The sequence below is a fragment of the Leclercia sp. LSNIH1 genome, from assembly GCF_002902985.1.
Classification (GTDB): domain Bacteria; phylum Pseudomonadota; class Gammaproteobacteria; order Enterobacterales; family Enterobacteriaceae; genus Enterobacter.
In genome coordinates, this window is sequence record NZ_CP026167.1 from 3,672,563 (window position 1) to 3,694,486 (window position 21,924).

A 21,924-nucleotide genomic window follows, 5' to 3' on the forward strand; every position below is an offset into this window, starting at 1 on the left:
CCTTTTACCTTAATTCAGCGCTGTTAAATCGGACACCGTTTTTTAACAATAGAGGCAATAATCAGGAGGTGTACGATGCGCGACATTCAACAAGGCGTCTGGCAGATGAGCCTGGCGATGCTGATATCCGGCTCTATCGGGGCTTTTGTGCTGCTTTCCGGCTTGCCGGTCACTGACGTAGTGTTCTGGCGCTGTCTGATCGGCGCCATGGCGCTGTTTCTTTTTATTCGTTTCAGTAAACGCCCTTTTAGCCCGTTAACCAAAGTAACCCTGGGTCTGGCCATTCTTGGCGGCATTGCGCTGGTCGTTAACTGGCTGCTGCTGTTTGCCGCGTTCGAACGTATCTCCATCGGACTTTCGACGGTGGTCTATAACACCCAGCCCTTTATGCTGGTGTTAATGGGTATGCTGATGGGCGAGCGGGTGAGTCTGGTGAAATGGGGCTGGCTGTTCCTCGCCTTTGGCGGGGTGGTGATTTTGCTCTCCAGCGAGCTGACCGGCGGACACAGCGCACAATGGCTTTCGGGGATCGGCCTCGCGCTGGGTGCCGCTTTCTTTTACGCCCTCACTGCCATTATCACGCGCAAATTACAGACCATTACACCGCAGCACATCGCCTTTATCCAGGTGTTAACCGGTGTGGTGATGCTGCTGCCGCTGGCGCATATGCCGACCTTCTCCCGCGATTTCCCGTGGGCGATTCTGCTGACGCTGGGCATCGTGCACACGGGGGTGATGTATCAACTGTTATACAGCGCCATTCAGAAGCTCCCTACTCCCATCATCGGCTCGCTGTCATTTATCTATCCGGTCGTCGCGCTCGTTGTCGATAACCTGCTGTTTGGGCATGCGCTCAGCCTTACCCAACTGGCTGGCGGAGCGCTGATCCTGTTTGCCGCTGCGGGTAACAACCTCGGCTGGGGCGAAAAAAAACCCCGCCAGAGCGGGGTTGAGATGAAAACGGCGGATTAGCGACGGGCGCGCACAATCTGGTATTTGCGCGTCATGTACTCCACCGGCGCGCTCCAGATATGCACCAGCCGGGAGAACGGGAACAGCAGGAACAGCGTCATGCCCAGCACCAGGTGCACGCGGAAGATAAACGCCACGCCGTCCAGATGCTCAGACGCACCGCCATGGAAGGTCACCACCGACTGTGCCCAACCCACCAGCTTCAGCATTTCGCTGCCGTCCATGTGCTGAGCCGAGAACGGAATGGTCAGCAGACCCAGCGCGCACTGCACCATCAGCAAGGTGAGGATCAGGATATCCGCCCCGGTGGTGGTGGCGCGAACGCGCGGGCTGAACAGACGACGCTTCAGCAGCATCAGGCCGCCCACCAGGGTCATCAGGCCGCAGGCGCCGCCGGCAATCATCGCCATCTTCTGCTTCACGTCCATCGGCAGGAAGGATTCATACATCCAGTGCGGGGTGAGCATTCCGAGGAAGTGACCGGCAAAAATCCCCAGAATCCCGAAGTGGAACAGGTTGGATGCCATGTTCATCCCTTTGCGATCCAGCATCTGGCTGGAGGCGGCGCGCCAGGTGTACTGGCCGTAGTCGTAACGCAGCCAGCTACCAATCAGAAATACCGAACCCGCAATGTACGGATAGATATCGAAGAAGAACATATTCAGGAAGTGCATTATTGCTGTCCTCCGTTAGAGATATTCAAATATTGCGGGGCAACGGCACCGGCAAAACGACGCTGGTGAGCAGAGATTTCCGATTCACCGCAGCTCTGGTCAGCAAAGAACTTCACCTGCTCCTCTTCCCAGACCGCATCCAGCGCCTGTGGGGTGTCGTCGCGCGCTTCATCGGCGATTTTCTCCGCCACTTTTTCACTGTCGACCGAGGCGTTAGCCAGCTTCACCAGCAGTTCGAACAGCACCGCATAGCGGCTTTCACGCTGTTGCAGACGCGCGCTCAGTAACGCCAGGATCGGGGCGATATCCTGCAGGCCGCCCAGCGCCTCTTCTTTTGGCAGCTGTGCCAGATACTCCAGGTAGAGCGGCAGATGATCCGGCAGCTCGCGGCTGTCGAGATGCAGGCCGTGCTGCTCATACTGGGCCATTAAATCCACCATCGCCTGACCGCGATCGCGGGACTCGCCGTGAACATGTTCAAACAGGAGCAGCGAGGTGGCGCGGCCCCGGTCGAACAGCTGGCTGTAGTCAGACTGCGCATCCAGCAGATCGCGCGCTAACAGATCGCGGAGGAAAACGCCCAGTTTCTGGGCATCCTCTTTATCCAGGTTTTCCGATGACGCGAGTGCATCGAAGAGTTCCTGTTGATGCTGCGCCAGCGCAGCATCCGGGTACTCGAGCAGACGCGAAACAATGACGAGTTCAATCATTGGTGCGGCTCCGTTTTGCTGGTCACATCCATCGCGTCGATGCGGCGGCTGTTGAACAGGTTGAATTTGTTGTCTGAACCGTGGCAACCGTCGCCGAAGGTAAAGCCACACCCGCTTTTCTCCGGGAAGGCTTCACGCGCCAGCTCACGGTGGCTGCTCGGCACCACGAAACGGTCTTCGTAGTTGGCAATCGCCAGGTAGCGGTACATCTCCTGGGCCTGGGCTTCGCTTAAGCCCACCTCTTCCAGGGCGCGGGTATCGATGACGCCGTCAACGGTTTCCGCGCGTTTGAAGTGGCGCATCGCCAGCATACGTTTCAGGGCCAGCAGCACCGGCTGGGTATCCCCTGCGGTGAGCAGGTTCGCCAGGTACTGAACCGGGATACGCAGGCTTTCGACGTCCGGCAGGATTCCGTTGCTGCCGAGCTCACCGGCATCCGCCGCAGACTGGATTGGCGACAGAGGCGGCACGTACCAGACCATCGGCAATGTGCGGTATTCCGGATGCAGCGGCAGGGCCAGCTTCCAGTCCATCGCCATTTTGTAGACCGGCGACTGCTGCGCGGCGTCGATCACGCTCTGCGGAATACCGTCCTTCAGCGCCTGGGCGATCACCTTCGGATCGTTCGGATCGAGGAACACATCCAGCTGACGCTGATAGAGATCTTTCTCGTTCTCGGTGCTCGCCGCGTTCTCAATCGCGTCAGCGTCATAGAGCAGTACGCCGAGGTAGCGAATACGGCCTACACAGCTCTCGGAGCAGACGGTTGGCATCCCGGCTTCGATACGCGGGTAGCAGAAGATGCACTTCTCAGACTTACCGCTCTTCCAGTTAAAGTAGATCTTTTTGTACGGGCAGCCGGTGATGCACATACGCCAGCCGCGGCACTTGTCCTGGTCGATCAGCACGATGCCATCTTCTTCACGCTTGTAGATGGCGCCGCTCGGACAGGTGGCGACACACGCCGGGTTGAGGCAGTGTTCGCACAGGCGCGGCAGGTACATCATGAAGGTGTTTTCGAACTGGCCGTACATCGCCTTCTGCATGTTCTCGAAGTTCTGGTCTTTGGCGCGTTTTTCGAACTCGCCGCCCAGAATCTCTTCCCAGTTTGGCCCGCTGGTGATCTTGTCCATGCGCTGACCGGTGATCAGCGAGCGTGGACGGGCGATCGGCTGGTGTTTGCTCTCCGGCGCGTTGTGCAGGTTCTGGTAGTCAAAATCAAACGGCTCGTAGTAATCATCGATGCCCGGCAGATGCGGGTTAGCAAAGATTTTACCCAGCAGCAGCGCGCGGTTACCCATGCGCGGCTGCAGCTTGCCGTTGATTTTACGGATCCAGCCGCCCTTCCACTTCTCCTGGTTTTCCCAGTCGGTCGGGAAGCCGGTGCCCGGCTTGCTTTCCACGTTGTTGAACCAGGCGTACTCCATCCCTTCCCGGCTGGTCCAGACATTTTTACAGGTGACTGAGCAGGTGTGACAGCCGATGCATTTATCCAGATTCAGCACCATGCCGACTTGTGAACGAATTTTCATTTTACGCTCTCCTGTACCTGGTCACACCCTTCGCCGTCTAACCAGTTAATGTTCTTCATCTTACGTACCACCACGAACTCATCGCGGTTCGATCCTACGGTGCCGTAGTAGTTAAAGCCGTAGGCCAGCTGGGCATAACCGCCGATCATATGGGTTGGTTTCGGCGTAATACGGGTCACAGAGTTGTGGATCCCGCCGCGCTGCTCGGTGATCTCAGACCCCGGCAGGTTCACGATGCGTTCCTGCGCGTGGTACATCATGGTCATCCCGGCCGGTACGCGCTGGCTTACCACCGCACGCGCCGTCAGGGCGCCGTTACTGTTGAAGACTTCGATCCAGTCGTTATCTTCGATCCCCAGATCTTTGGCGTCCGCTTCACTCATCCAGACAATCGGACCACCACGGGACAGGGTCAGCATCAGCAGGTTGTCGCTGTAGGTGGAGTGGATACCCCACTTCTGGTGCGGCGTCAGGAAGTTCAGTGCCTTCTCCGGGTTGCCGTTCGATTTCGCGCCCATCACCGCTTTCACCGAGCGGGTGTCGATTGGCGGACGGTACACCAGCAGGCTTTCACCGAAGTCACGCATCCACTGGTGATCCTGATACAGGGACTGACGCCCGGAGAGGGTACGCCATGGGATCAGCTCGTGAACGTTGGTGTAACCCGCGTTGTAAGAGACATGCTCATCTTCCAGGCCAGACCAGGTCGGGCTGGAGATAATTTTGCGCGGCTGGGCCTGAATATCACGGAAGCGGATCTTCTCGTCTTCTTTGTTCAGCGCCAGATGGGTATGGTCGCGACCGGTAAACTCGCTCAGCGCCGCCCAGGCTTTCACCGACACCTGACCGTTGGTTTCCGGTGCCAGGGTGAGGATCATCTCTGCCGCATCAATCGCCGTATTCAGCATCGGCTGGCCTTTCGCCGGGCCGTCTGCCTTGGTGTAATTGAGCTTACGCAGCAGATCCATCTCGCTCTGGGTATTCCAGGCAATCCCCTTCCCGCCGTTACCGATTTTCTCCATCAGCGGGCCGATAGAGGTAAAGCGTTCGTAAGTGGCCGGGTAGTCACGTTCAACCGGAATAATGTGCGGTGCAGTTACGCCCGGGATCAGGTCGCATTCGCCTTTTTTCCAGTCCTTCACGTCCAGCGGCTGCGCCAGTTCGGCGGCGGAGTCGTGCTGGATGGGCAGCGTCACCACGTCGGTCTCTTTGCCAAGGTGCCCTACGCAGACTTCAGAGAATTTCTTCGCGATCTCTTTGTAGATATCCCAGTCGCTTTTCGATTCCCACGCCGGGTCAACGGCCGCAGAGAGCGGATGAATAAACGGATGCATATCCGAGGTATTCATGTCGTCTTTTTCGTACCAGGTAGCGGTAGGCAGCACGATATCGGAGTACAGGCAGGTACTGGAGAGACGGAAGTCGAGGGTCACCACCAGATCCAGCTTGCCGTCGAGACCGTTGTCTTTCCACTCCACCTCTTCCGGCTTCACGCCGCCCTGCTTGCCGAGATCTTTGCCCTGGATGCCGTTTTCGGTACCGAGCAGGTATTTCAGCATGTACTCGTGACCTTTACCGGACGAGCCCAACAGGTTGGAGCGCCAGATGAACAGGTTACGCGGATGGTTTTTACCGTTTTCCGGCTGTTCTGCCGCGAAACGGATGGAACCCTCTTTCAGGGATTTGACGGTGTAATCCACCGGGGTCATGCCCGCTTTCTTCGCCGCTTCCGCAATGCGCAGCGGGTTAGTACCCAACTGAGGCGCGGAGGGCAGCCAGCCCATGCGTTCAGCGCGGACGTTGAAGTCGATCAGGTGACCGCTGTAGCGGGATTTATCCGCCATCGGCGACAGCAGCTCCTGCGCGGTAACCGTCTCGTAGCGCCACTGGCTGGAGTGGTTATAGAAATAAGAGGTGCTGTTCATGTGACGCGCCGGACGCTGCCAGTCAAGGGCAAACGCCAGCGGCTGCCAGCCGGTCTGCGGACGCAGTTTTTCCTGGCCCACGTAGTGTGCCCAGCCGCCGCCGCTCTGACCCACGCAGCCGCAGAAGATCAGCATGTTGATCAAACCGCGATAGTTCATATCGAGGTGATACCAGTGGTTCAGACCGACACCGACGATGATCATTGAACGACCGTGGGTCTTATCGGCGTTATCGGCAAACTCACGTGAGGTACGGATAATCTGCGCCCGTGGAACGCCGGTGATCTGCTCCGCCCAGGCCGGGGTGTACGCTTTTACGTCGTCATAGCTGGTGGCGCAGTTTTCATCACCGAGACCGCGCTCCAGGCCGTAGTTGGCCAGGGTCAGGTCATACACGGTGGTCACCAGGGCGCTAGAGCCGTCGGCGAGCTGCAGGCGTTTCACCGGCAGTTTGTGCATCAGGACGTTCTGCAGCTCCACCTTGTTGAAGTGCTCGGAGCCTTCGCCGCCGAAATACGGGAAGCCAACATCGGCGATCTCGTCCTGGCTGCCCAGCATGCTGAGGCGCAGTTCGGTCTCTTCACCCGTCGTGCCGTTACGCTGCTCAAGGTTCCATTTACCTTTCTCGCCCCAGCGGAAACCGATAGAGCCGTTCGGTGCAACCAGCTCGCCATTGCTGTTACAGGCAACGGTTTTCCACTCCGGATTGTTTTCCTGGCCCAGCGCATCCACCAGATCGGCGGCACGCAGCATGCGGCCTGCGGCATAGTAGCCGTCACGCTCTTCGAGCATGACCAGCATTGGCATGTCGGTGTAACGACGCACGTAGTCGGTAAAGTACTGGCTTGGCTTGTCGACGTGGAACTCACGCAGCATGACGTGGCCCATCGCCAGCGCCATGGCCGCATCGGTACCCTGCTTCGGTGCCAGCCACAGGTCGCACAGCTTGGCGATTTCGGCGTAGTCCGGCGTCACGGCTACGGTTTTGGTGCCTTTGTAACGCACTTCGGTAAAGAAGTGGGCATCCGGGGTACGGGTCTGCGGAACGTTAGAGCCCCAGGCGATGATGTAGCTGGAGTTGTACCAGTCGGCGGATTCCGGAACGTCGGTCTGCTCACCCCAGGTCTGCGGAGAGGCAGGCGGCAGGTCGCAGTACCAGTCGTAGAAGCTCAGGCAGGTGCCGCCGATCAGCGACAGATAACGCGCGCCAGAGGCGTAGGAGACCATCGACATCGCCGGGATTGGCGAGAAGCCTGCCACGCGGTCCGGGCCGTAGGTTTTCACGGTATAGACGTTGGAAGCGGCAATCAGCTCATTCACTTCCTGCCAGGAGGAGCGTACAAAGCCGCCGCGACCGCGAGCCTGTTTGAAGCTCTTCGCTTTGTCGGCATCTTCGATAATAGAGGCCCAGGCCAGAACCGGATCGCTGTGCTGCGCTTTCGCTTCACGCCACATTTTCATCAGGCGTTTACGCATCAGCGGGTATTTCAGGCGGTTAGCGCTGTAGAGATACCAGGAGTAGCTGGCACCACGGGGACAGCCGCGCGGTTCGTGGTTTGGCATATCCGGGCGGGTGCGCGGGTAGTCGGTCTGCTGCATTTCCCAGGTCACCAGACCATTTTTGACGAAAATCTTCCAGCTACAGGAGCCGGTGCAGTTTACGCCGTGGGTCGAACGTACGACTTTGTCATGTTGCCAGCGCTGACGGTAACCGTCTTCCCAGTCCCGGTTAGTCTCCAGAACCTGGCCGTGCCCATCGGCAAATGTTTCGCCCTTCTGTTTGAAGTAGCGAAACCGGTCCAAAAATTTGCTCATCGGGTATCTCCTGTATGGAGCCTGTGGCTCTCTAAATCGACATTGCTGATTTGCAGCGAAGGTAACGCTCTGAAAGAGGAGGAGAATTGATAACGATCAAGGGGAGCTGGGGATGTTCAGAAGGGTAAATTTTCGACTACCACCAAAGCGGTACAGAATACAATAATGTAACTCACTGTTTTATATGGTCATTATTTATTTATCCTACAAAAGCGCGCGTAACATTTAACCCCAGCGGTATTAAGGGGTAGGTAAGCCTGTTTAGCGATGGCGATCACAGTGGCCGCATGCTAACGGCGGCTCCCCCTTCAAGTATGTTGTAACTAATTGCAGGTTAAAAAAAGCGCGGCACCAGGCCGCGCAAACGGATAATCAAACTTACTTTTTATTAGAATTCCGTCCGTATACCAGCCAGGTGACAAACACGCAGACGATATAGAAAATCAGGAACACCTTCATCGCACCCGCCGGCGAGCCGGTCAGATCCAGCGAGATACCAAAAGCTTTCGGAATAAAGAACCCGCCAATCGCGCCGATCGCTGAGATAAAGCCCAGTGCGGCTGCGGTGTCAGTAGCCGCCTCACGCATCGCCTGCTGCTCAGTGCCGCCCTGCGCTTTAACGCGATCCATCGTCAGTTTACGGAAGATCACCGAAATCATCTGGAAAGTAGAGGCACTCCCCAGCCCGGCGGTCAGGAACAGCACCATAAAGACCGCGAAGAAGGCGCCGAAGTTGCCGCCCACGCCGTTTACCGGCAGGGTCATAAACAGCAGGGCACAGAAGATAGCCATCACCACAAAGTTCACCAGCGTGACGCGGGTGCCGCCCAGACGGTCAGAGATCATCCCGCCGGTAGAGCGTGCCAGGGCACCAATAAACGGCCCGAAGAAGGCGTAGTGCAGGATCTGCACATCCGGGAACTGGGTTTTGGACAGCATCGCAAACCCGGCAGAGAAGCCGATAAAGGAGCCGAACGTTGCCAGATAGAGCAGCGCCATGATCCACAGGTGGGCGCGCTTCAGCACCGGCAGCTGTTCGCTGAGTGACGCTTTCGATGCCGCCAGGTCGTTCATGCCAAACCATGCGGCCAGGGTAAAGACCACCAGGAACGGTACCCAGATCCACGCCGCATTCTGCAGGAACAGGTACGAGCCATCAGCCTGCTCCACGCCTGCGCCACCAAAGGCCGCAAAGATAGAGACCGAGATCGCCAGCGGCGCAATCAGCTGCATTACGCTGACGCCCATGTTGCCCAGGCCGCCGTTGATCCCCAGCGCCCCGCCCTGCTTCTGTTTCGGGAAGAAGAAGCTGATGTTCGCCATGCTGGAGGCAAAGTTTGCCCCTGCAAAGCCGCACAGCAGAGAGATGATCACGAAGGTGCTAAACGGTGTAGAGGTATCCTGTACCGCAAAGCCGAGCCAGACGCACGGAATGATCATGATGCCGGTACTGAACGCGGTCCAGCGGCGTCCGCCGAACACCGGTACCATAAAGGCATAAGGGACACGCAGCAGTGCGCCGGAGAGCGCAGGCAGCGCGGTTAACATAAACAGCTGATCGGTGGTAAACGTGAAGCCCACTTTCGGCAGGTTAACGGCGACGGCGCTGAACAGCATCCAGACGCAGAACGCCAGCAGCAGACAGGGAACGGAAATCCACAGATTACGACTTGCTACACGTTTGCCGCGCTGTTGCCAGAACGCCGGATCTTCCGGACGCCACTCGGTAATGACTGCGCCAGAATCCCTTTCGGGGGTAGTAGAGTGACTCATAGACACCTCTGATTCTTAAAAGTTGCCACAAAGATCAGGGTTTTAAGCCGACAGGAAGTTGATATAAATCAATGGGAAGGTGGGCAATTTTATGGCCTGAAAATCGCTATCCTCCAAAGTGAGTAGCGCTTTTCAGTGAAAAAGGTGTGGTTTTTCACGGTACTGCTCCCCCCGCTTACCCCTCTCCTCCCATTCACCCCTCCAATGGCAATTAGTAGGTAATCCTTTTGGGGTATGGGTATACTCCAGGGGTTGCCTGAGAATAGAGTTCTTGCCGAGTCCAGGCATTGTCAGGAGCCAGACTGCCCTATGTTTAAACGCTGTTTTTCACCACTCACGCTGGTTAACCAACTGGTGCTGATTGTCATGCTGTCTACCGGGATCGGGGTGACAGGGATGGCGATCTCCGGCTGGCTGGTTCAGGGCGTTCAGGGCAGCGCGCACGCCATTAATAAGGCCGGTTCACTGCGTATGCAGAGTTATCGCCTGCTGGCGGCCATCCCACTGGAAGCCAAAGACCAGGCGTTACTCGACGAAATGGAAGCAACGGCGTTCAGCCCCGAACTGGAAATTGCCGCCCGCCGCGATCGTCAGCAGGCGCAGTTGAAGGCCCTGCAGACTTACTGGCATACCCAGTTAATGCCCGGGCTGCGACAGGCGCGTAATCCGGATGCGGTAGCCCAGGATGTCTCCGGCTTTGTCAGCCGTCTGGATACTCTGGTTTCGGCGTTCGATCACAGCACCGAGCTGCGTATCGGCCGGGTAGTATTGTTGCAGCAACTGATGGCGGTCTTCATGGGGTTGCTGCTGGTCTTCACCATCCTCTGGCTGCGCGCCCGGCTGTTGCACCCCTGGCGCCAGCTGCTGGCGATGGCCCGCGCCGTGACCCAGCGTGATTTTACCCAGCGCGCCCACATCAACGGACGCAATGAGATGGCGATGCTCGGCGAGGCGCTGAACACCATGTCCGGCGAGCTGGCCGAGAGTTATGCGGTGCTGGAGCAGCGCGTGCGTGAAAAAACCGCCGGGCTGGAGCAGAAAAACGAGATCCTCTCCTTCCTCTGGCAGGCCAACCGCCGCCTGCACTCCCAGGTGCCGCTGTGCGAGCGCCTCTCGCCGGTGCTTAACGGCCTGCAGAATCTGACCCAGCTGCACGACATCGAACTGCGCGTATACGACCTGGAAGATGAAGAGAATCATCAGGAATTTACCTGTCAGTCGGATGCCAGCTGCGATGAAATTGGCTGCCACCTCTGCCCGCGCGGCCTGTCGCCGCTGACCACCAGCGGGACAACCCTGAAGTGGCGCCTGGCAGATAACCTGACGCAATATGGCATCTTACTGGCAACGCTGCCCGCCGGACGTCATCTCAGCCACGATCAGCAGCAGCTGGTCGATACGCTGGTGGAGCAGCTGACCGCGACGTTAGCCCTCGACCGTCATCAGGAAAAACAGCAGCAGTTGATTGTGATGGAAGAGCGCGCCACCATTGCCCGCGAACTGCATGACTCTATCGCCCAGTCCCTCTCCTGCATGAAGATGCAGGTCAGCTGTCTACAGATGCAGGACACGGATCTGCCGGAGAGCAGCAAGCAGCTTCTGAGCCAGATCCGCAACGAGCTGAACACCTCCTGGATACAATTGCGTGAACTGCTGACCACCTTCCGCCTGCAATTGACGGAGCCCGGCCTGCGGCCTGCCCTGGAGGCCAGCTGTCAGGAGTTTAGCGCCCGGCTCGGCTTCACCGTCTCGCTGGACTATCAGCTACCACCCCGTTTCGTGCCCTCTCATCAGGCTATTCATCTGCTGCAGATCGCCCGGGAGGCGTTAAGCAACGCCCTGAAACACGCCGGGGCGACGGCGGTCTCGCTCACCGTGAGCCAGCACGAAAACCAGGTCAGGCTGGTGGTGCGTGACAACGGCTGCGGGATCCCGGAAAACGCCGAACGCAGTAACCACTATGGTCTGATTATTATGCGAGACCGCGCGCAAAGCCTGCGCGGAGATTGTCAGGTCCGCCGGAGCGAATCGGGCGGAACGGACGTTATCGTCACCTTTATTCCCGAAAAGCCTCTTTTCACTGCTCAAGGAGAACATCATGTCTAATCAGGAGCCCGCTACAATCCTGTTGATCGACGACCATCCGATGCTGCGCACCGGTGTTAAACAACTTATCAGCATGGCGTCGGATATCACCGTCGTGGGCGAAGCCAGCAACGGGGAACAGGGCATTGAACTGGCCGAGGCCCTCGATCCTGACTTGATCCTGCTCGACCTGAATATGCCCGGCATGAACGGCCTCGAAACCCTGGATAAGCTGCGCGAAAAATCGCTCTCCGGGCGCGTGGTGGTCTTCAGCGTCTCCAACCATGAAGAGGATGTGGTCACCGCCCTGAAACGTGGCGCCGACGGCTACCTGCTGAAAGACATGGAGCCGGAAGATCTGCTGAAATCGCTGCAACAGGCGGCGGCTGGCGACATGGTGCTGAGCGAAGCGTTAACCCCGGTACTGGCGGCCAGCCTGCGCGCCAACCGTGCCACCTCCGATCGCGACGTCAGCCAGTTGACCCCGCGCGAGCGCGATATCCTCAAGCTCATTGCCCAGGGATTGCCAAACAAGATGATCGCCCGCCGTCTGGACATCACCGAAAGCACGGTCAAAGTCCATGTGAAGCATATGCTGAAGAAGATGAAGCTGAAGTCACGGGTGGAAGCGGCGGTCTGGGTACACCAGGAGCGCATTTTCTGAGTTTACTCCTCCGGCAGCAGCGTCCAGCGCGGATCCTCCTCTGGCAGCGCCAGTAGCGGCTCCGTCAGGGCAAGCGTGATCTCATTGGAAGAGACACGCTGCCCCGCTTCATCTTCCACCACCACCGACAGCCGCCAGCGGTTGCTCGCCCCCTCACTGCTGTCCCACGCCGGCAGGATAATACTCCAGCCTTCGCTGTCACTGGCCTTCGCCGGTGAGGTCAGGCTCAGCGCCTGCGTATCGCCCTGCCAGTGCAGGGAACGCACCCCGTGTCGGCTGCGAATATCCAGCTTCAGCATGACCGTTTCGCCAGGCTTAAGATCCCACGGCGGCGTCGCCAGCCACACCGAGAGCGTTTTACGCTGGCGGAACTCCAGCACCGGCAGGTTCTGACGCTCAGGCGGATCGTAGCGGCTACCCCGCAGGGAGCGGCTTTCAGCCACTTCGCTGGCGGAGAGTTGTTTTTTCAGCGGCACCCCGAAGCGGTAGTTGAGCTTCAGGCCAAGGTTGTTCTGGCTCACCCCACTCTCCCCCTGCTTATGCCCGGCGGAAAGGGTCACCAGCGGCACCGGGGTGTAGTTCAACCCGAGGTTGACCGCCAGCGGATTGTGATACCCGGTGCCGGTGTGAAACAGATCCACGCTGTCGCCAAAATATTGTTCAAAGCTGATGCTGGTGTTGAGGTGATGATAAAAGGGCAGCCTGGCGTTGGCGCTGATATCGTACCCGCGCGCCATGCGCTGCTCCTGCACCTCCGAGCTGTCACGCCAGCTGGCAAACGGCTGATAGTAGTTGGCCGACAGGCGCAGGTATTCGCCCCAGGCTTCGGCGCCGAGCCCGGCGCGCTGGAGGTTTTCATCGAGCAGATTGTCATAAAAGGTGTTGTAACCCAGCAGCCATTTGCCCGCCACCCAGCGCTGGCCGATGCCTGCATTGCTCACCAGGCCGTCCTCCTGCTGGGTCAGGCCGAGCTGACTCCAGGTGAGGTAGTGGTTGTTATCCTGCCAGGGTATAAACCAGCTCCCCTTGCTGCCGGTGAAGCGCCCCTCGTCATTGACCAGCAGATCGACGCTGGCATTGCCCCACGGCGAAAGCCAGGACTCAATGTGCTGGTTCACCTCCTGGCTGACGGCGTCCCGCACCTGGCCCAGGGCAAACTGCCGGGCCTGCTCCTCGGTGGTCAGGCCGTTGTCGGTCATGCTGGCTTCGCCGAACGCTTTCGCCATCTCCGCCAGATGCTTTTCGCTTTCCCCCGTCGGGGTCGCCATGCCTAAGTCCGGCAGGCTGTCGCCATTATTATCGAACGGATTTTGCGCCTGATGGATAAACGAATTCGGGGCAGCGTGAACGGCTCCGGCATAACAGAGGAGAAGAAACAGCGAACGAATACCGGGGGAAACAACCATCACCGTCGTGTAAGGGTGCCTGTGTTGAGAGAAAACGGAGTTAACACCTTAGCGTGCCTGAGAAAAAATTTCAGCCCTAAGGGAAATTTCAGGAATATCCTGAAGCCTGATTGCCGGGTGGCGCTGCGCTTACCCGGCCTACGCATCCTTTGGGCCTGATAAGCGCAGCGCCACCCGGCGTTTACACCCTCACAGAAAGCATCGCTTTCAGCTCCGGCACACAGGAGCCGCAGTTGGTGCCGCAGCGCAATTTTGCCCCCAGCGCCGCCGCAGAGTCGCATCCCCCCGCAATGGCCTCGCGGATAGCGTTTTCGCCAACGCTAAAGCAGCTACAGATGATGCGCCCCGGATCGCTGCGCTCGCCAGGATCCTGCCCGTCAAGCAGGGCGTGACGCTCCGCCAGCGCGACCGGCGCGACGTGAAACGCGGCTTCGATAAAAGTATGCGCCAGCCCTGGCAAAGCGGTGTCTTGCCAGAAGCCGAGCATTAATGCTCCCTGATGCCAGGCCAGCAGGCTGCTGCGCTCGCCCGTCTGCGCGATTTGCAGCTGCCAGCCCTGGCCGGCGCAGTGTGCCAGCAGCCACTCCAACAGCGGCTTGTCCCCCGCCAGGGTCAGGCGCGACACCCCCTTTGCCGCCTTGCGCCACCAGTGGACGTGTGTCGGCAGGGTCAGTTCCTCCCGGCTGTAAAGCTCCCCCTGCCAGGCAGGCTGCCACGGCATGAGCCGCACCGCAGTCTGTTTGCTCTCCGGCTGGCCGGAGTGGGGATCGCAGCGCCCTTCTACCAGGGCATTCACTTTGCCCTGGCGTGAAAAACAGCTGTTCCAGTGCATCGGGACAAACAGCTCCCCGGGGCGCTGCCCGTCATTGATCCGCGCCCGGGCCACCATCAGCCCGCGCGGGGCGCTGATGCGTGCCAGTTGTCCATCCTGCATCCCCAGCCGGGCGGCGTCCTGTGGGGCGATATCCACCGTCGGTTCCGCGCTGTGCTGCATCAGGCGCGGCACATAGCCGGTGCGGGTCATGGTGTGCCACTGATCGCGCATGCGTCCGCTGTTGAGGGTAAAGGGATAGAGCAGATTTGGCGTAGCGCCATGCGTCTGCGGGTTGACCGGCACCCGGTGCGCACGGGTGAATACTTCCCGGTTGACGGGCCACTGCCAGGGCGTCAGCCCATCCCACTGCGCGCGGGTCAACTGCGTCAGGGCCGCGAGATTAAGCTGCCGTTCGCCATGGTTCTCAAAGGCGGTCAGGGCGGCGTGTTCGGTAAAGATGGCGTGAGGATGATCCCAGGCGAAGGCCGCGCCATGGCCCAGCCTCTGCGCGATACGGCCGATGATCCACCAGTCGGGTTTCGCCTCGCCGGGCGCGGGCAAAAAGGCGCGCTGACGGGAGATGCGGCGTTCGGAGTTGGTCACCGTCCCCTCTTTCTCTCCCCAGCCGAGCGCCGGAAAACGGATGTGGGCGAAGCGGCTGGTATCGGTGTCGCGCATCACTTCGGAGACCATCACCAGCGGACAGGCCGCCAGCGCCTGGCAGACCGCATGGCTGTCCGGAAGGGAAACTGCCGGGTTAGTACCCATGATCCACACCGCCTTCACGTCACCGCGGGCGATGGCCTCAAACAGCTCCACCGCCATCAGTCCCGGCGTCTGCGCCAGCCGCTCCGTCCCCCAGAAGCGGGCCACGCGGCTTAAATCGTCCGGCGTGAAATTCATGTGCGCCGCCAGCTGATTCGCCAGCCCGCCCACCTCGCGCCCGCCCATCGCATTGGGCTGACCGGTCAGCGAAAAGGGTCCGCAGCCTTCGCGCCCGATTTTGCCGCTCGCCAGATGGACGTTGATTATGGCATTGCACTTGTCGCTGCCGCTGGTGGACTGGTTGATCCCCATGGTATAGAGCGTCACTGCGCGCGGGGCAGCATTAAACCAGGCGTAAAAGGCGGCGACATCGTCGGGCGGCAGGCCGCAAAATTCGGCCACCCGCTCAGCCGGCCAGTCACTGGCCTGGCCGGGGTCGACCGCGTTGAGCAGCCCCACGAACAGCCCGGCGTCACTGCCCGGCGTCAGGGCCAGATGCAGATCGGCAATGTCACAGGTCGCGGTGCGTCGCGGGTCGATCACCACCACCTTCAGCGCCGGATTGACGCTTTTCGCCTGTACCAGGCGCTGATAGAGCACCGGGTGCGTCCAGGCGGCATTAGATCCCACCAGCACCACCAGATCGGTCTGCTCGATGTCTTCGTAGCTGCATGGCACCACATCTTCGCCAAAGGCGCGCTTGTAGCCCACCACCGCCGAGGACATGCAGAGCCGGGAGTTGGTGTCGATATTGGCCGCCCCGATAAAGCCTTTCATCAGCTTGTTGGCGGCGTAGTAATCCTCCGTCAGCAGCTGGCCGGAGGCATAAAAGGCCACCGCCTGCGGCCCATGTTGCTCAATAATCTCCCGCAGCCGCGCACCCGCGGTATCCAGCGCCTGCTCCCAGCTCACCGGCTGGTTGTCCACCTCCGGGTGCAGCAGGCGGCCCGCTAAACCGGTGGTCTCCCCCAACGCCGAGCCTTTAACGCACAGCCGTCCGAAGTTGGCCGGATGGCTGTCGTCACCGCGCACGCTTACCTCGCCCTTTTCGACGCGGGCGATCACGCCGCAGCCCACGCCGCAGTAAGCACAGGTCGTTTGGGTTTCCGTCATGAGGCCTCCGCGCGCATCACCAGCTCTTCACTGCCCACCTGCACCCGGTCGCCATCGACTCTGACCGGCCAGGCGCGCACCGCCACTTCGCCGGTTTCAACATGGCGCCCGTCGCGCAGGCGGATCCGCGTTTTATACAGGGGCGAGATCACCACCGGCTCGCCCCCGGCATCGCCGAGAATGCCGCGCGACAATACGCTGGCGCTGCCGCCCGGCTCGCGATCCTCCAGAGCATAAATCGCCTTGCCAAAGCGGAACAGCGCGATGGGCTGCGTACCCAGACGCGCGCCAATGCCCGCCTGTTCCGGGATCTCGTCCAGGGTACAGATATCCTGCCAGCGTTTTGCGGATGCTGGCACGGCGTCGAGAGTGCGGAACTGCGCCAGACGGCCCGGGTCCTGCAAAGTGGTCTGCCATTCGCACTGATAGGTATCCACCACCCGCTGCATCTCCTGCTCCAGCTCGGCGGCAATGCCGAGGCTGTCGTCGATGATCACCTCGCGCAGGTACGCCAGCCCGCCCTCGAGGTTATCCCGCCAGGTGCTGGTGCGCTGCAGGCGATCGGCGGTGCGGATATAGAACATCAGGAAGCGGTCGACGTAGCGCAGGAGCGTAGCGTCATCGAGATCGCTGGCGAACAGATCCGCGTGGCGGGGCTTCATCCCGCCGTTACCGCACAGATAGAGGTTCCACCCCTTGTCGGTGGCGATCACCCCCACGTCCTTGCTCTGGGCTTCGGCACACTCGCGGGTGCAGCCGGAAACGGCCATCTTGATCTTGTGCGGGGCGCGCAGCCCCTTGTAACGGTTCTCCAGCGTCACCGCCAGCCCGGTGGAGTCCTGCACCCCATAGCGGCACCAGGTGGAGCCAACGCAGGATTTTACCGTGCGCAGGGATTTGCCGTAGGCGTGGCCGGTTTCAAACCCGGCGTCGATCAGCTGCTGCCAGATCTCCGGGAGCTGCTCCAGCCGGGCGCCAAACAGGTCGATACGCTGCCCGCCGGTAATTTTGCTGTAGAGCTGGTAGCGTTTGGCGATCTGGCCGATGGCGATAAGCCCGTCGGCGGTGACCTCCCCGGCGGCCATGCGCGGCACAATGGAGTAGGTGCCATCTTTCTGGATATTGGCAAAGTAGCGGTCGTTGGTGTCCTGCAGCGGCAGATGGGCCGGCTTCAGCAGATATTCGTTCCAGCAGGAGGCCAGCACCGATCCCACCAGCGGCTTACAGATCTCACACCCGTGCCCCTGGCCGTAGCGGCTGATAAGCTGATCAAAGGTGTGGATGCGGTTGACGCGCACCAGGTGGTAGATCTCCTGACGCGAGTACGCGAAGTGCTCGCAGATGTCCTTTTTCACCTCCACGCCCTGAGCCGCCAGCTGGAACTCCATCACCTGTTTCACCAGGGCGCTGCACCCGCCGCAGCCGGTGGCCGCTTTGGTGCACTGTTTCACCGCCCCGATGTCGGTGGCACCGCTGCTCACCGCCTGGCAGATGTCGCCTTTGCTGACGTTGTGGCAGGAGCAGATCTGCGCACTTTCCGGCAGAGCCGCCACGCCCAGCGCTTTCGGGGCGCTGCCCGCCACCGCAGGCAGGATCAGGGTTTCTGGATCGTTGGGCAGGCGGATGTCGTTAAGCATCATCTGCACCAGGGTGGCATATTCGCTGGCATCCCCCACCAGCACGCCGCCAAGCAGGGTTTTATTGTCGGCACTGACCACGATCTTCTTGTAGATCTGCTGCGGGCCGTGAGTCCACTGGTAGCTCTGCGCCCCTGCGGTGCGGCCATGGGCATCGCCGAACGACGCGACATCTACGCCTAACAGTTTCAGCTTGGTGCTCATGTCCGCACCCATAAACGCGTTCTCTTCTCCCGCCAGCGCGGCGGAGGCCACCCGCGCCATCTGGTAGCCGGGCGCCACCAGACCGTAGATTTTTCCCTCCCAGAGGGCGCATTCGCCGATAGCAAAAACATCGCTATCCGAGGTGCGGCACTGGTTGTCGATGGCAATCCCCCCGCGTTCGCCCAACGTCAGGCCGCAACTCCGGGCCAGCGCATCCTGCGGGCGGATCCCGGCCGAGAAGACCACCATGTCGGTCGCCAGCTCGCTGCCGTCGGCGAAGCGCAGTACCATCCCGCTGTCGGTTTCTGCGATTTCGGTGGTGGCCTTACTGGTATGCACCCCCACGCCGAGGGCTTCAATTTTACGGCGCAGCATCGCGGCGCCGTCGTTATCGAGCTGCACCGCCATCAGGTTCGGGGCAAACTCCACCACGTGCGTATCCAGCCCAAGCTGTTTCAGGGCGTTGGCCGCCTCCAGCCCCAGCAGGCCGCCGCCAATCACCACCCCGGTGCGCGAATTTTTTGCATGGGCGGCGATGTTATCCAGGTCGTCGAGAGTACGGTAGACAAAACAGCCCGGCAGATCCCGGCCCGGCACCGGCGGTACAAAGGGGTACGAACCGGTCGCCAGCACCAGCTTGTCCCAGTGGGTTTCATGCCCTGATCCCGTGCGAATCACCCGGGCGTCGCGATCGATGGCGACCACCGGCTGGGAGAGGCGCAGCTCAATGCCGTTATCGGCAAAGAAATCTCCGGCCACCATCGACAGCGAGTCGGCGCTGCGTCCGGCAAAATATTCCGACAGATGGACGCGATCGTAGGCGGCATAGCGCTCTTCGCCGAAGACCACAATCTGATACTGCTGATGCAAACCGCGATTGACGCAGTCTTCAAGAAAATGGTGGCCGACCATACCGTGCCCAACCACAACCAGAGTAGGTTTTGTCATAGCGTTCTGTCCTGCAACCTGCGGCTGCGTAGTGAATCGATCGAACAGCCAGTCCGCCTGAGCGGGTTCTGACGTTGCCAGTAAATCGGTGAGGGTGGCCGCGCTGCGACACTCCCCCATCAGCAGCACGCCTGCCAGCGTGCCGTTGCGAACCAGTAGACGGCGGTAGTGGCGGGTCAGCGGGTCCCGGCTGGTCCACACCGCATCTTTTTCCTGCGCGATAACCTCGCCAGCGCTGAACAGCTCAATACCGGTCACCTTCAGGCGCATGCCGTTTTGGGTGGGGGTAAAGGGTGCGACGCACTCCCCGGCGAGACGGGCGGCGAGGATCTCCGCCTGGGCGAGGCACGGCGCCACCAGCCCCCAGGTCTCGCCGTTTAATTCACAGCACTCGCCGATGGCGCTGATGCCCTCCATTGCGGTGCGCATCTGGTTATCCACCAGGATCCCCCGGCCGCACGGCACGCGGCTTGCCTGCGCCAGGGCGATGTTGGGCAACACGCCCGTCGCAAGTACCACCCGGGTGGCGGCCAGGGTGCGTCCGTCGCTGAGGGTGACGCTGTCAGGGGCGATCTGCGACAACCCGGCGTTCAGCTCACAGCCGATACCTCGCTCGCCGAGCGCCTGCTCCAGCAGCAGACCCGCCTGCTGGTCGAGCTGCTGCTCCATCAGCCACGGACCGCGATGGACTAACGTGACATTGTCACCTTGCTGTCTTAATGCTGCGGCGGCTTCCACGCCGAGTACCCCGCCCCCCAGCACCACCGCCGGGCCGGGCATCGCCAGAATGGCGTTCACATCCTCCAGGGTGCGAAAAGTGAAGACGTGGGGCAGATGGCTGCCGGGGATGGGCGGCACAAACGGCCGGGAACCGGTGGCAAAGACCAGTTCATCCCATACGAACTGTCGGCTGTAAGTACGCAGCGTTCGGGCGCTGATATCCACTGCCCGCACCCGCTCGCCGCACACCACGGTGATGCCGCGCGTCCGATACCAGCTCTCATCATGAAGCTGTGTCGCCGCCGCCTCTTTCTCGCCCCCCAGCACCGGCGAAAGCTGTATGCGGTTGTAGGCGTGTACGCGCTCCTCGCCGATGAGGGTGATCTCAAAGCGGCCTGGCGCGCGCTCGGTCAATGACTCAACCAGCCGCGTTGCCGCCAGTCCGTTTCCAATGATGACCAGGCGCATGGTTATGCTCCTCAGGCCGCTTTCGGCTGTTTTTCATAGAGGAAGTGCAGGATCTGCTGGCGCATATGGTGATAGCGGCTCTCCTCCGCCAGCTGCACCCGGTTGCGCGGGCGCGGCAGGTCAACGCGCAGGATCTCGCCTACCGTCGCCGCCGGGCCGTTGGTCATCATCAGCACCCGATCCGAGAGCAGCACCGCTTCGTCCACGTCATGTGTGATCAGCACGATGGTGGTGTTCAGCTCCTGCTGAATGTGCATCACCGAATCCTGCAGATGGGCACGAGTCAGAGCATCGAGGGCGCCGAACGGCTCATCCATCAGCAGCACTTTTGGCTTCATCGCCAGGGCGCGGGCAATCCCCACCCGCTGCTTCATGCCGCCGGAAATCTCCCCCGGCCGCTTGTGGATGGCGTGCCCCATCTGCACCCGCTCGAGGTTGTGTTCGATCCACTCCCGCCGCTCGGCTTTGCTCATGCTGCGGCGGAACACCTGATCCACCGCCAGCGCTACGTTGTCAAAACAGGTGAGCCACGGCAGCAGGGAGTGGTTCTGGAACACCACCGCCCGCTCCGGCCCCGGTCCGGCGATCTCGCGGTTATCGCAGAGAAGCCCACCTTCCGTCGGCAGGGTGATGCCGGCGATCAGGTTCAGCAGCGTCGATTTGCCGCAGCCGGAGTGGCCGATCAGGCTGATGGTCTCCCCTTCGTGAATATCAAAAGAGACGTTCTGCAACGCCAGAAACTCGCCGCTGGCGGTGGAAAAACGCTGGCTGACGGCCTGGACCTGAATGAGAGGTTTCATCATGTGCTCCTTATTTTTCCTGCCAGCTGAAACGGCGGGCGATGAGCATCAGCCCCTGCTCCAGCAGCAAACCCACCACGCCGATAATGACGATGGCGATGAGAATGTTTTCGACGTTGAGGTTGTTCCACTCGTTCCAGATCCAGAAGCCGATCCCCAGCCCCCCGGTGAGCATCTCGGCGGCGACGATCACCAGCCAGGCGATGCCAATGGAGAGCCGCACCCCGGTCAGCACCGCAGGCAGCACGGCCGGGAAGAGAATGCGGCGCATCACCGTCCACTCGGAGAGCTGCAACACCCGCGCCACGTTGAGGCAATCTTCCGGGATACGGCGCACCCCTTCGGCGGTGTTGATGACCATCGGCCAGATCGAGCAGATAAAAATGGTCCAGCTGGAGGCAGGCTCCGCCTTCTGGAACAGCAGCAGGCCGATGGGCAGCCATGCCAGCGGGCTGACCGGGCGCAGCAGCGCAATCAGCGGGGTGAACATGCGGGACATAAAGGTAAACCGGCCAATCATAAAGCCCAGCGGGATGCCGACGATCGCTGCCAGGCCAAAGCCGATAGCGACACGCTGCAACGAGGCCAGCACGTTCCAGCCCACTCCCATGTCATTGGGGCCATCGCGGTAGAACGGATCGGCAAACAGCGTGATGGCCGAGTCCAGGGTGCTGAGCGGCGTCGGGAACCCTTTGCTGTTGATAGCCGCCAGTTGCCAGGCGATCACCAGTAATCCCAGGCCAAGCAGCGCCGGAATGATGCGCTGGAGCAGATCGTTGGTCCGGCGGGCAAACCCCGGAGTACGGCGGCGGACCTGCACCGGCGGCAGGGCGATCACTTCCCCGCTGACCGGCTCGGCGGGTATGGCGGGTGCGGCTTTAATGTTGACGTTTTTCATA

At 60.6% G+C, this 21,924-nt stretch carries 13 protein-coding genes; 3 read left to right on the top strand and 10 right to left on the bottom strand.

What is annotated here, in order from left to right; translation table 11 throughout:
- Positions 1 to 75 precede the first annotated feature (75 nt).
- Positions 76 to 972: a DMT family transporter gene (locus C2U54_RS18205; RefSeq protein ID WP_103179927.1), complete on the top strand. Its 897-nt coding sequence runs from the start codon at positions 76 to 78 to the stop codon at positions 970 to 972.
- On the opposite strand, the gene narI is transcribed toward C2U54_RS18205, so the two are convergent.
- The 5 genes from narI to C2U54_RS18230 all read right to left on the bottom strand — a co-directional run bounded on the left by narI (position 969) and on the right by C2U54_RS18230 (position 9,401).
- Positions 969 to 1,646: a respiratory nitrate reductase subunit gamma gene (gene narI, locus C2U54_RS18210; protein ID WP_103179928.1), complete on the bottom strand. Its 678-nt coding sequence runs from the start codon at positions 1,644 to 1,646 to the stop codon at positions 969 to 971. The genes C2U54_RS18205 and narI overlap by 4 nt on opposite strands.
- Positions 1,646 to 2,356 carry a nitrate reductase molybdenum cofactor assembly chaperone gene (narJ, locus tag C2U54_RS18215; RefSeq protein WP_103179929.1) on the bottom strand — a complete coding sequence of 237 codons (711 nt, stop codon included), beginning with the start codon at positions 2,354 to 2,356 and terminating at the stop codon, positions 1,646 to 1,648. The genes narI and narJ overlap by 1 nt, the downstream gene beginning before the upstream one ends.
- Positions 2,353 to 3,888: a nitrate reductase subunit beta gene (gene narH, locus C2U54_RS18220; RefSeq protein WP_103179930.1), complete on the bottom strand. Its 1,536-nt coding sequence runs from the start codon at positions 3,886 to 3,888 to the stop codon at positions 2,353 to 2,355. Before narH ends, narJ begins: the two co-directional genes overlap by 4 nt.
- Positions 3,885 to 7,628 carry a nitrate reductase subunit alpha gene (locus C2U54_RS18225; protein ID WP_103179931.1) on the bottom strand — a complete coding sequence of 1,248 codons (3,744 nt, stop codon included), beginning with the start codon at positions 7,626 to 7,628 and terminating at the stop codon, positions 3,885 to 3,887. The genes narH and C2U54_RS18225 overlap by 4 nt, the downstream gene beginning before the upstream one ends.
- Before the next feature lie 378 nt (positions 7,629 to 8,006).
- Positions 8,007 to 9,401, bottom strand: a complete 1,395-nt coding sequence (locus C2U54_RS18230; protein ID WP_103179932.1) for a NarK family nitrate/nitrite MFS transporter — start codon at positions 9,399 to 9,401, stop codon at positions 8,007 to 8,009.
- A 309-nt stretch (positions 9,402 to 9,710) separates the two neighbouring features.
- Between C2U54_RS18230 and narX the strand changes: the two genes are divergently transcribed.
- Positions 9,711 to 11,507 (top strand): nitrate/nitrite two-component system sensor histidine kinase NarX, encoded by a 1,797-nt coding sequence (gene narX, locus C2U54_RS18235; RefSeq protein WP_103179933.1) that lies wholly within the window; start codon positions 9,711 to 9,713, stop codon positions 11,505 to 11,507.
- Positions 11,500 to 12,150, top strand: coding sequence for a two-component system response regulator NarL (gene narL, locus C2U54_RS18240; RefSeq protein ID WP_032611305.1), 651 nt, complete (start codon positions 11,500 to 11,502; stop codon positions 12,148 to 12,150). Before narX ends, narL begins: the two co-directional genes overlap by 8 nt.
- A gap of 2 nt (positions 12,151 to 12,152) precedes the next feature.
- Here narL and C2U54_RS18245 read toward each other — a convergent pair whose 3' ends face one another.
- The 5 genes from C2U54_RS18245 to ntrB form a co-directional block, all read right to left on the bottom strand.
- Positions 12,153 to 13,556, bottom strand: a complete 1,404-nt coding sequence (locus C2U54_RS18245; RefSeq protein WP_103179934.1) for a YchO/YchP family invasin — start codon at positions 13,554 to 13,556, stop codon at positions 12,153 to 12,155.
- 181 nt (positions 13,557 to 13,737) lie between these two features.
- Complete coding sequence (locus tag C2U54_RS18250; protein ID WP_103179935.1) at positions 13,738 to 16,248, bottom strand: nitrate reductase; 2,511 nt, start codon at positions 16,246 to 16,248, stop codon at positions 13,738 to 13,740.
- Positions 16,245 to 20,225 (bottom strand): nitrite reductase large subunit NirB, encoded by a 3,981-nt coding sequence (gene nirB, locus C2U54_RS18255; protein ID WP_103179936.1) that lies wholly within the window; start codon positions 20,223 to 20,225, stop codon positions 16,245 to 16,247. The genes C2U54_RS18250 and nirB overlap by 4 nt, the downstream gene beginning before the upstream one ends.
- An 11-nt stretch (positions 20,226 to 20,236) precedes the next feature.
- The gene (locus tag C2U54_RS18260) at positions 20,237 to 21,025 is read right to left on the bottom strand and encodes an ABC transporter ATP-binding protein (protein WP_103179937.1); all 789 of its coding nucleotides are present in this window, start codon (positions 21,023 to 21,025) and stop codon (positions 20,237 to 20,239) included.
- Positions 21,026 to 21,035: 10 nt separating this feature from the next.
- Positions 21,036 to 21,923, bottom strand: coding sequence for a nitrate ABC transporter permease (gene ntrB / locus C2U54_RS18265; protein WP_103179938.1), 888 nt, complete (start codon positions 21,921 to 21,923; stop codon positions 21,036 to 21,038).
- Between the last annotated feature and the right edge of the window lies 1 nt (position 21,924).